The organism is Xanthobacter autotrophicus (assembly GCF_005871085.1).
Taxonomy (GTDB): Bacteria; Pseudomonadota; Alphaproteobacteria; order Rhizobiales; family Xanthobacteraceae; genus Xanthobacter; species Xanthobacter autotrophicus.
Genome location: NZ_VAUP01000035.1, coordinates 370,757 through 381,522 on the forward strand (window position 1 = coordinate 370,757; position 10,766 = coordinate 381,522).

General features: G+C 67.6%; 8 protein-coding genes. 2 read left to right on the forward strand and 6 right to left on the reverse strand.

Going from position 1 to position 10,766, the window contains the following annotated elements; all coding sequences use genetic code 11:
- Positions 1-53: 53 nt before the first annotated feature.
- The 4 genes from FBQ73_RS17700 to FBQ73_RS17715 all read right to left on the reverse strand — a co-directional run bounded on the left by FBQ73_RS17700 (position 54) and on the right by FBQ73_RS17715 (position 3,125).
- Positions 54-887, reverse strand: coding sequence for a GNAT family N-acetyltransferase (locus FBQ73_RS17700; protein ID WP_138400797.1), 834 nt, complete (start codon positions 885-887; stop codon positions 54-56).
- A 38-nt stretch (positions 888-925) separates the two neighbouring features.
- Complete coding sequence (locus FBQ73_RS17705; protein WP_138400798.1) at positions 926-1,675, reverse strand: pyrimidine 5'-nucleotidase; 750 nt, start codon at positions 1,673-1,675, stop codon at positions 926-928.
- Between the two features lie 174 nt (positions 1,676-1,849).
- On the reverse strand, positions 1,850-2,248 hold the full coding sequence (locus FBQ73_RS17710; RefSeq protein ID WP_138400799.1) for a lysozyme inhibitor LprI family protein: 399 nt from the start codon (positions 2,246-2,248) through the stop codon (positions 1,850-1,852).
- A gap of 46 nt (positions 2,249-2,294) precedes the next feature.
- Entirely contained in the window at positions 2,295-3,125 is an 831-nt protein-coding gene (locus FBQ73_RS17715; protein WP_138400800.1) for an MOSC domain-containing protein, read from the reverse strand.
- A 319-nt stretch (positions 3,126-3,444) separates the two neighbouring features.
- Between FBQ73_RS17715 and clpB the strand changes: the two genes are divergently transcribed.
- Both clpB and FBQ73_RS17725 read left to right on the forward strand, forming a co-directional pair.
- A complete protein-coding gene (gene clpB, locus FBQ73_RS17720; protein ID WP_138400801.1) occupies positions 3,445-6,084 on the forward strand; it encodes an ATP-dependent chaperone ClpB in 2,640 nt (879 codons plus the stop codon).
- 111 nt (positions 6,085-6,195) lie between these two features.
- Positions 6,196-6,615 carry a DUF2267 domain-containing protein gene (locus FBQ73_RS17725; protein WP_138400802.1) on the forward strand — a complete coding sequence of 140 codons (420 nt, stop codon included), beginning with the start codon at positions 6,196-6,198 and terminating at the stop codon, positions 6,613-6,615.
- Positions 6,616-6,665: 50 nt separating this feature from the next.
- Here FBQ73_RS17725 and FBQ73_RS17730 read toward each other — a convergent pair whose 3' ends face one another.
- On the reverse strand, positions 6,666-7,589 hold the full coding sequence (locus FBQ73_RS17730; RefSeq protein ID WP_138400803.1) for a hypothetical protein: 924 nt from the start codon (positions 7,587-7,589) through the stop codon (positions 6,666-6,668).
- 209 nt (positions 7,590-7,798) lie between these two features.
- Entirely contained in the window at positions 7,799-9,742 is a 1,944-nt protein-coding gene (locus FBQ73_RS17735; protein WP_246089758.1) for a M23 family metallopeptidase, read from the reverse strand.
- Positions 9,743-10,766 lie beyond the last annotated feature (1,024 nt).

A 10,766-nucleotide genomic window follows, 5' to 3' on the forward strand; every position in this document is an offset into this window, starting at 1 on the left:
TCCGCCGTTGCTGCGTTGCAGCTAACGGGGTGTCGCGGCGCTCTCAAGGCGGATCAACCCAATTCGAAGCTGGTGATGCCGAAAATCCGCCGGAGCGGCAGCTGCGGGGCAGGTCCTCGATACATGCGCGCGGTCTCGAACACCGGGGCAAGGCCCGCCCCCTCGGCCAGGGCGCGGGCGGCGGCGTGGGGCTCGGGCACGTCGAGGAACACCGGCCCGCCCTGTGCGGTCGCCACCAGCGTGCCGAAAAGGGCGGCGGCCGCCTCCGCGTCGTCAGCGAACAGGGGGCCGATCTTGTGGCCCTCCCGGCAGCGGCGGATGACGCCGTAGCCCTTCACCGCCCCCTCCGCGACGAAGGCGCAGGCATGGCCGAAGGGCGGGGCAAGCCAGGCCTTCAGGAAGTCGGGGCGGGCGAAGCCGAAGCAGGCGGCATCCATCGTGGCCACGCCGTCCATATGGTTTGGGGCGATGTCCACTACGCGGGGATCGCTCGCGCCGGCCGGCGCCGTCCCGCCATAGCGGATGTTGCGATGGGCGAGCACGAAGCCGGAGCGGGCATAATTGTCCTGTTGCGCCACGACGCCGTCGAGGCCGACCGTGCCCTTGAGGCCGTTGAAGGTATCTTGCCACAGGGCAAGGCCGAGCCCCTGCCCGCGCAGGTCCGGTCTGCAGATGTAGAACCCCACGAAGGTGAAGAGCTCTTGATAGGTCGTGGCGGAGATGATTGCCGCCAGCGCGCCGTCGCGAAACAGGCCGCGGAAGGCGGTTTTGTCCTGGGCGAGGAAGGCGGAGGCGTCGGCAAGGCCGGGATTCCAGCCCTCCCGCGCGGCCCAGTCCACGGCGGTTTCCACCTCGGCGGGATCGAGGGTGCGGATGGTGGTGGTCATGGCTTCCCCTCTGCCGTCAAGGTCCCGTGCCCGTGCCCTTAGTCCTGCTCCATCACCGGCGGCGGGGCTTGCCGCGCAACGGTTTCGAGGAAGCCGGCAAGGTCGGTGGTGATGTGGTCCACATAGGCGTCCTCGCGGCCCTCGAACTCCCAGCTCTCGCGCGCGGCGACGGTTTCGCCCGGCGGCACCACCAGCACGGTGACCATGCCGAGCCGGTGCGGCACCTCAAGGTTGCGGGCGAGGTCCTCGAACATGGCGGACCGGGTCGGGTCCACGCCATGCGCCCTCAGAAAGCGCAGATAGGCTTCCTCGGTGGGCTTGGGGTGGAATTCGGCGGCCACGATGTCGTGCACGGCGGCGAAATGGGCGTCCATGCCCAGCTTTTCCAGCACGTTGCGGGCGTGGCGCTCCGAGCCGTTGGTGTAGACGATCTTCGCCCCCGGGAGTGCCTCGATGGCGGCGGCGAGGCGCGGCGAGGCGTCGAGCCCCGACAGGTCCACGTCGTGCACATGGTTGAGGAAGGCGTCCGGCTCCACCCCGTGCTCGATCATCAGGCCGCGCAGGGACGTGCCGTAGCGGCGGTAATAGTCCTTCTGGATGCGGAAGGCGTCTTCGGGCGGAATGCCCAGAAGGTCGGAAATATAGCCCTTCATGCGGGCGTCGATCTGGGACCAGAGGTCGTGGTGGGCGGGGTAGAGGGTGTTGTCGAGGTCGAACACCCAGGTGTCCACCGCGTCGAACACAACGGAAGGCGTGCCGGGAAAAGGGCGTATGGGAGCAAGGGTCATGGAACGCCGCGGCTGGAGCGCTTCCGGGCGACGCGGATGGCCGCGCGCGCGGCGAAAGCGCGTGAAAAACAGAGGATGGGACGGCGTTCGCGTTTCAATGCAGCGCGACCGCCCTGAAACGCGAAAGGCTCTCCTGACGGGCCGCCGGACCCGCTCAGGTCACCCCAACATGCCTCAGAAGGGGCCACGGGAATAGATCTCACCCAGCGCGGTTTCCAACTGGCCGATCCGGCCCTTGTAGGCGGTGGCGAGGCAGCCGGTATCGCCGCCGCAGGTGGAGCGCTGCGCCAGCCAGGCCCGCTGGGCGTCCTGGATCATGCCGCGCTGGCCCATGGCGACCAGCTTGGTAAGGACGCCGTAGAGGGTGGACATCTTCACATCGAGCTGGGCGAGGTCGCAGCTGTCGCAGACTGCCTTCTCGTCCGCCGCGCGGGCGGTGGTGCAGTCGAAGCTTGCCGCTCCGGCCGGGGCGAGGGCGAGGACCATCGCGGCGAGCACCACCGGAGCGAGGGCGGACGACCGGCGGATGGGCAGAAGCGAGGCGAGTGAGAGAGACTCTGATGAGAGAGACATGGCGTTTTCCTCTCCTTGGATGGGGTTCGTGCGGAGCAAGGCCCCCTCAGGCGAGGGCCACCGTGTCGCCCACTGCCACGCGCCCGGAGCGCACCACCTTGGCATAGATGCCGCAATCGGTGTGGCCGTAGGCCACCATCAGCCCCTTCACCACGTTGAGGTCGCGGGCGGCGGTCTGCGGGTTCACGTTCACGGCGGCGCAGCGCTCGGTGCGCTTGAGTACGGCGATCTCGGCCGTGCCCATCTTCAGGCGCTGGCCCGCAAGCTCCAATTCCGCACCGGCGGGCCAGCCTTCCAGATGCAGGTTCATGCGGAAGCGCCGGGGGTCGAGGGGGGCGCCCATGCGGACTTCCAGATCGCGCACGCTGTCGAGGTTGAGCAGGGACAGGAAGCCCGAGCGCACGGAATCGGTGAAGCGGAAGCCCTCCGGCGCGGTGAGCAGCCGCAAGGGTCCGCGCGCCTCCTCGCCCATATAGAAGGTGAGGAAGGCTTCCACCTCCGCCCGGCCATCCGCCGTGGAAAGGTCGGCGCGGACCGCCTCATGGCCGTCGAGGGCGAGCGTGAGCGTTGCCGTTTCCTGTTCATAGCGGGAGGCGAGGCCGGCAAGGCGCGCGTCGCGCATCAGCATGAGGAAGGCGGTCTTGGGCCGGTAGGCCGGGGCGTCGGGATCAAACCCGCTGGGGCCGTTCTCCACTGCATACAGCCGGTCGTTCGGGAAGAAGGCGCCTGCCTCAAGCGTCACCGCATCGAGGGCTTCCGGCGACAGGCCCTTCACGGGATGGCGGTAGATGGCCTTGAGCGTGGCTGTGGGCAGGGCCTGCGCTGAAGCGGTCGAGGCGGCGGGCGAGACGGGCGCTGGGGGCACAGGCACGGGCATGGCGATCTCTCCGGTTCGGGGCCGCCCCTCCCATGCCGGGCATCGATGGTCAAGGCCATGGAAATTTCGCCTGGATCAAGGCGGCGGGTGCGGATCGGTCCAATCTGCCGATCGGTACGAAAGGGGTCTGGGCCTTGCGCGTGCAGGATCAGCGCGAAATCAGCCATCGACCCCTTCCGTTGCCCCGTTGCCACACCCACATGAAGCACGGCGCAGGTTTGTTCCACCTGTGTGGCGGTAGCCGGGGATGCCGGGACCGTGTCCCACCGTGCCCCCTATGCTTCCTGAGAAGGTACCGGGCGCGAGAAGGAGGAGAGACATGAATTTTGAGATCTATACCGAGCGCGCGCGCGGCTTCGTCCAGTCGGCCCAGTCGCTGGCGACCCGGGAAGGCAACCAGCAGTTCACGCCCGAGCACCTGCTGAAGGTGCTGATGGACGATCCCGAAGGCCTGTGCTCGGGCCTGATCCAGCGCGCGGGCGGCAATCCCGTGCTGGTGCGGGCCGAGGTGGAAGCGGCGCTGAAGAAGCTGCCGAAGGTGGAAGGCGGCTCCGGCCAGGTCTATCTCAGCCAGCAGCTGGCCAAGGTGTTCGAGACCGCCGAGCAGGCGGCCAAGAAGGCGGGTGACGGCTATGTCACCGTCGAGCGGATGCTGCTCGCTTTGACCATCGAGAAGGACACCGAGGCGGGCCGCATTCTGGTGAAGGCCGGCGTGACGCCGCAGACCCTGAACGCGGCCATCGAGGCCCTGCGCAAGGGCCGCACCGCGGACAGCGCCACCGCCGAGAACGCCTATGATGCCCTGAAGAAATACGCCCGCGACCTGACCCAGGCCGTGCGGGACGGCAAGCTCGACCCGGTCATCGGCCGTGACGAGGAGATCCGCCGCACCATCCAGGTGCTGGCGCGCCGCACCAAGAACAATCCCGTGCTCATCGGCGAGCCCGGCGTCGGCAAGACCGCCATCGTGGAGGGCCTCGCCCGCCGCATCGTGGACGGCGACGTGCCCGAGAGCCTGAAGGGCAAGAGCCTGCTCGCCCTCGACATGGGCTCCCTCATCGCCGGCGCGAAATATCGCGGTGAGTTCGAGGAGCGCCTGAAGAGCGTGCTCTCCGAGGTGGAGAGCGCGGAAGGCGGCATCATCCTGTTCATCGACGAGATGCACACCCTGGTCGGCGCCGGCAAGACCGACGGCGCCATGGATGCGTCTAACCTCTTGAAGCCGGCCCTCGCGCGCGGCGAGCTGCACTGCGTCGGCGCCACCACGCTGGATGAATATCGCAAGCACGTGGAGAAGGACGCGGCCCTGGCCCGTCGGTTCCAGCCCGTCTTCGTGGCCGAGCCCACGGTGGAGGATACCGTCTCCATCCTGCGCGGGCTGAAGGAGAAGTATGAGCTGCACCATGGCGTGCGCATTACCGACTCCGCGCTGGTGTCGGCGGCGGTCCTGTCCAACCGCTACATCACTGACCGCTTCCTGCCCGACAAGGCCATCGACCTGATGGACGAGGCGGCTTCCCGCCTGCGCATGCAGGTGGATTCCAAGCCCGAGGAGCTGGACAACCTCGATCGCGAGATTATGCGTCGCAAGATCGAGCAGGAGGCCCTCAAGAAGGAGACCGACACCGCCTCGAAGGACCGCCTGAAGCGGTCGGAGAAGGAGTTGGCCGACCTTGAGGAGAAGGCTTCCGTCCTCACCTCCAAGTGGAAGGCGGAGAAGGAGAAGCTGGGCGCCGCGACCACGCTGAAGTCGAAGCTCGACCAGGCGCGGGCGGACCTGGCCACCGCGCAGCGGCAGGGCGAATACCAGAAGGCCGGCGAGCTGACCTATTCGGTCATCCCGGAGCTGGAGAAGAAGCTCGCCGATGTCGAGAAGGCGGGCGCGGCCGGGCAGATGGTGGAAGAGGCGGTGACGCCGAGCCACATCGCCGGCGTCGTCTCCCGCTGGACCGGCGTGCCGGTGGACAAGATGCTGGAAGGCGAGCGCGAGAAGCTGCTGCGCATGGAGCTGGAGCTGGCCAAGCGCGTGGTGGGCCAGTCGGAGGCCGTGGCCGCCGTCTCCACCGCCGTGCGCCGGGCCCGCGCCGGCCTCCAGGACCCGAACCGGCCCATCGGCTCGTTCCTGTTCCTCGGCCCCACCGGCGTCGGCAAGACCGAGCTGACCAAGGCGCTCGCCGAATTCCTGTTCGACGACGAGACCGCCATGGTCCGCATCGACATGTCGGAATACATGGAGAAGCACTCCGTGAGCCGCCTCATCGGTGCGCCTCCCGGCTATGTGGGCTATGACGAGGGCGGTGCCCTCACCGAGGCGGTCCGCCGCCGGCCCTATCAGGTGGTGCTGTTCGACGAGGTGGAGAAGGCCCATCCGGACGTGTTCAACGTCCTGCTCCAGGTGCTCGACGACGGGCGGCTGACGGACGGGCAGGGCCGCACGGTGGATTTCCGCAACGTGCTCATCGTCATGACCTCCAACCTCGGCGCCGAATATCTGGCGGACCCCCGCCACCCCATCGGCTTCAAGGTGCCGGGCCATGAGGGCGACCAGGTGGTGTCCGACGAGGAGGCCTACGAGCTGGTGATGGGAGCGGTGCGGCGTCACTTCCGCCCCGAATTCATCAACCGCATCGACGAGATCGTCATGTTCCACCGCCTGAAGCGGGAGCAGATGGACACCATCGTCGACATCCAGATGGGCCGGCTGCGCAAGCTGCTGGAGGATCGCAAGATCACCATCGAGCTGTCGCCCGAGGCGCGGCACTTCCTCGGCGACAAGGGCTACGACCCGGCCTATGGCGCGCGTCCCCTGAAGCGCACCATCCAGAAGCTGGTGCAGGACCCGCTGGCCGAGAAGATCCTCGCCGGCGACATCCTGGACGGGGCGACCGTGAAGGTGGGCCTGGAAGACGGCCACCTCACCTTCCACCGCGAGGCGGCCCCGGTGGACCAGGCCGCCTGATGACGGTCCGGTCCTGAGCGGCTGAGAACAGAAAGGCCCTCCCCATCGGGAGGGCCTTTTTCATGTCTCCCGCAAGGTCTATGGCGTTCGCGCCGGACCGGGGAGCGAACGATGCCGATACCGATGGATCTCCAGCACGCCACCGAGGATTTCGAGCGCTTCCTGGCCGACGCGCGGGACACGGCGGGCCTCGGCACGCGCAATCAGGCCTACACCATGGTGGACGGGGTGCTGCGGGTGTTCCGGCGGCGCCTGTCGCTGGATGACGCCATCCGTTTTGCCGGCGTGCTGCCACCCGTGCTCCGGGCGATCTTCGTCGCGGATTGGGATCCGGCGGAGCCGCGGCGGACATTCACGGACCGGGCAACACTGACGGCCGAAGTGCAGGATTTGCGTCGGCACCACAATTTCGCGCCGGTCTCCGCCATCGCCGATGTGGCGGCGGCCCTGCGGCGGAACATGGAGGAGGAAAAGCTCGACCATGTCCTCGCCACCCTGCCCGAGGGCGCGGCCGCCTTCTGGGCGGTGTGATGGGCGCCGCCGGCTGAAGGCGCGGACCGCCCGGACCCGCGGCCGATCGATCATTTGCCGCGCGCGGTCTGAAGCAGGGCTTCGGCGCGCGCCACTGCGGCGGCGAAGAAGGGCTGGCTCCTGGCCTCCTTCGCGAAGCAGGCGCGATAGGCGGCGGAGCCGTCGTCCTCGGCACGGGAGGCGTCGTCCCAGCGCGGATCGTCGTCCTTCTTCGACTTCTGCGCCGCGGCGCGCAGCGTCTTGGCCTTGGCGGCATAGGTCTTCCAGACCTGATCGCAGGCCGGAATGGACTTGATGGCTACCTTCGCCTCGCTGGTGCCGATGATCACGCGTCCGCTGGCGATGCGGGTGATGACGATGCTGTCGGGCACCTGGTTCGCCGCCACATCCTGGCTGAAAAGGCCGAGGGCGGCATAGGCGGTCTCGCCCTCGCCGGCCGCGACTGGAAGTTCCACATAGCTGGAGAAGGCGGCGTCGCTGCTGATGGCGTAGGTATAGAAAATATCGCTGGCCATGGCGGCCTTGATGCCACCTGCAAGCGCCGGCGGGGCATTCTCCTCCTTGGCGCGACCGGCGAGCCAGGAGGTGAAGACCGGCTCGGGAGAGACCAGCAGGCGCGTGGTGAAGTCGGTGTCTGAAAACCGCAGGCCGTCGGGCTCGCCCGATTCGATCTGGCCGTCCAGCAGGGTGCCCGGCGAAAAGGTAGGCTGGGCGTCGAGGCCCTTGAACTTGAGCTGGCCGAGGAGCGCGGCCATGCGCTTTTCCAGCGCCGCGAGGGCGGTCTCGTCGCGCTTGTACAGATCGTCCGGGTTCGCTCCCGCCTTCTCCGCCGCGGCGAGCGCCGCCTCGGCCGTGTTGCGGGCGGCGATATAGTCGTCGTCCGCTTGTCCCGCCAAGGCGGCAAGGGGCAGGCTGGCGGCGAGAAGGACGGCGCCGGCGGTCTGCAGGGCAAGGCGGCGGGCGAAGCGGATCATGAGCGGTGCTCGCAGTGGTCGAAAACGGGCGGCGCATACTGGCGCGGTCCCAACGGGACCGGAACATCCGCCGCTGTCGCAGGCGGGATAGCTCGCGCACCTATCCCCGGGGTGGATCACGCGCCGGCCCGGCGGCATCGCAGGCCGGCTGGACGATGCGGGGATTTGCCTTCAGGCGGGCCTGGCCTGAAAGCTCTCAAGACCTGTCCTCAGTTGCTGGCGGCCTTCTTGGCGCCGGCGCTGGCGCTCGCCACCTTGGGCGGCACCGGCGCGTGACTCAGCAGCGCCTCGATGCGCTCGCGCTCGCGCTTGAACTCGGCGAGGAAGCGGCCATCCAGAGCCCGACCGCGCGGCAGGCGGATACGCATGGGATCCACGAAATTGCCGTTGATCTTCACCTCGTAGTGAAGGTGCGGTCCGGTGGAGAGGCCGGTGGTGCCGATGTAGCCGATGAGCTGGCCCTGGCGCACCGTCATGCCCTCGCGGATGCCGCGGGCAAATCCGGACTGATGGGAATAGGTGGTTACATAGCCGTTGGCGTGCTGGATCTCGGTGTGCTTGCCGTAGCCGGATTTCCAGGTGGCATAGATGATGGTGCCGTTGCCCGCCGCATAGATGGGGGTGCCGATGGAATCGGCCCAGTCCACGCCGGTATGCAGCTTGGAATAGCCGAGGATGGGGTGGCGGCGATAGCCGAAGGGCGAGCGCATGATGCCCCCTGCGAGCGGCTTTCTGACCAGGAACTTCTTCGCGCTCTTGCCGTCGTCGTCGTAATAGTCGACCACGCCGTCGTCGGAGGTCTGGAAGCGATAATAGCGCCGGGTTTCCTTGTTCACCGTGAGCGCGGCGTAGAGCACATCGTTGGCGGCGCCGGGATCGTCGGAGAACAGGATCTCGAAATTGTCGCCCGGCCGCACCCGTCGCTGGAAGTCCACGTCGAAGGAATAGACGCGGATGATATCGGCGATGACGCTGCGCGGGACATCGTTGCGCAGGCAGGTTTCGTAGACGCTCTCGTAGAGGCGGATGCCTGGCCCGCTGTCATCGTCTTCCGTGTCCTCGGAAATGCCGGCGATCTCGGTCTCGGACGGCTCGGGGACGTTCACGAACGTGTCCTTGTCGGACAAAGCGACGGTGCCCTCGTGGCCGAGGTCGCTGAAGATCGAAACCCGCAACGGGCGGATCTTCTTGTTCTCCTCCTGGAGCAGCATGCGCATGCGCAGGCCGTCCTTCACCTGGCCGTCGCGGCCCCGGCCGAAGGCGGCGGCGGCGGCGCGGGCATCGTCCTTGGAGACGCCGTTGTCGATGAGGATGGAGGCGATGGTGTCGCCCTTCTTCACCACCACGGCGGTGTCGGACCAGTCGTTGCCGCCGGAGGTCTCATCCGAGGTCTTGGGTACGAAGCTGATGTTGCCGGGCGCCGCCTGCTGCGCCGGCAGGCCTGGCGCATGGGCGCCGGGCATCGCGCTTCCCGGCAGGCCGGCGCCGCTGCTCAGGGCGTCGCCGACGCTGGCGTAGGACAGATAGGGTGTGGGTGAGGCGGCCGGGGCGAAGCCGGTCCCGCCGACGATGGCGTGTGGCAGGGCGCCGGGGGTGCCCTGGCCCGGCTGGGCCCGGCTCAGCTCGGCCACCTCGCGCACCTTCACCAGCACGTTCTCCATGGGCACCGCGGCGCCGAGCTTGGTGCTCTGCGGCAGGCTCGACAGGTCGCGCATCACCAGGGTGACTTCGCCGGTGGGCTCGGCCTGGGGCGCCGCCTCTTCCTTGGAAACCGATTCAGCCACCACCTGGGCCGGGTTGAAGCGCGGAATATTGGCGGAGACCGAGGTGGAGCTCATGGCGAGGTTAGCCGCCACGCGGGTAAACGGCCGCACCTTGATGATCTCGCGGTCGCCGACCTTGGTGGCGGTGGAAACGCGGAAGGTCTGGCGGGCGGAGGCACTGTCGCCGAGCAGGGACATGCGGTCGCCCTTGCGGGCGGAATTGACCGGTCGCTCGCCGACGGCGAGGGCGCCGCGGATGGCGTTGCGCACCTTTTCGGGCATCAGGGCAAAGCGGTGTTCCCCGTCGAGCGCAGCGTAGACGGCGCCGCCCATGAGGAACGACCCGCACAGGGCCGTCAGAAGCGTCGCCGCGAACCAGCGCACGGACACCCGGCGCCGATCGATATCTTCCTCATCTCCGTCCACCCCGAGCGGGGGATCGTCGCCAAGCCCGGCTGCGCTTGTGGCATCGCGCCAGGCTCCGGCAGATCGTCGATGCTGCAAAATCCGTCCCTTCAGCTGAGCGCGCCGACAGCGCTGGAGCACACGCCGCTCCTCTTGCAGCGCAAGCCGACCGGAGAACGCGTTCTCTTTCTCACGTTTAGAGACCGGCACGCCGATCAGCGTCTCGCCATCCAATCGGATCCGGCTCTAAGGCTTAACTTTTCCCAAGACGTAAAGCGGACCATGCCTTTCGCCATGCGACCCGTCAATGTCGTGCGGCATGTGAGGGGCAGGTCGCGGCAAAAGCATGGCAAGCGCGAACCCTCGAATGGCTCCAAGCACGCGCTCCAGGCAGGGGATCCGCGTTTTACGCGCGCGCGTACTAATACACAGGCGAACACAGATGGTGCCGGCGCGGGGGCGCATCCGGGCGGCGGCTACGCCGAACAGGACGGATGCGCGTTCCGAATTTGGCGGCACGCCGAAAATTCTGACCGACCGCGGCGAACTCCGAATCTCTTTTTCGCGCTGCGCCCGCCGGGCGGGGCAGCCGGCGCTTGCCGCAGTGCAAGTTATGCACAGGCATCAAAGCGTTGCACTGCAACATTTCGCGGCGAATAGCCGGCCAACATGTCCACAGCGTCACACCGGTGCAATTATCTGCTGGAGGCACCCTGTTGACACGTCGGGGGGGGCTCCTTATAACACGGCCATCGACGACGCGCTGCCGCCGCCCACTGGACGGATCGACGGCGTGTCTCCGACGCTCCTCACGACAGATTGTTGTGAAGCCGCCGGTTTACAAGCCGGAGGACGAGGCGTCGGTTCCTGCTCCTCGGAGTAGGGTGAGGGCTTCGGTTCTCGTGCTGTTTGACAGGTTGAATGGAAGAAAGAGAAACGTGGACGGCGGAGTCCTTGCGGGCTGCGATCGATCGCAAGATTGGTTTGCAGTCGAGTAAGACTTGGCGGT

What these genes read in the sequence shown, in the direction of transcription:
- FBQ73_RS17700 (WP_138400797.1), bottom strand. Translation starts at nt 887, where the DNA reads ATGACCACCACCATCCGCACCCTCGATCCCGCCGAGGTGGAAACCGCC.
- FBQ73_RS17705 (WP_138400798.1), bottom strand. Translation starts at nt 1,675, where the DNA reads ATGACCCTTGCTCCCATACGCCCTTTTCCCGGCACGCCTTCCGTTGTG.
- FBQ73_RS17710 (WP_138400799.1), bottom strand. Translation starts at nt 2,248, where the DNA reads ATGTCTCTCTCATCAGAGTCTCTCTCACTCGCCTCGCTTCTGCCCATC.
- FBQ73_RS17715 (WP_138400800.1), bottom strand. Translation starts at nt 3,125, where the DNA reads ATGCCCGTGCCTGTGCCCCCAGCGCCCGTCTCGCCCGCCGCCTCGACC.
- clpB (WP_138400801.1), top strand. Translation starts at nt 3,445, where the DNA reads ATGAATTTTGAGATCTATACCGAGCGCGCGCGCGGCTTCGTCCAGTCG.
- FBQ73_RS17725 (WP_138400802.1), top strand. Translation starts at nt 6,196, where the DNA reads ATGCCGATACCGATGGATCTCCAGCACGCCACCGAGGATTTCGAGCGC.
- FBQ73_RS17730 (WP_138400803.1), bottom strand. Translation starts at nt 7,589, where the DNA reads ATGATCCGCTTCGCCCGCCGCCTTGCCCTGCAGACCGCCGGCGCCGTC.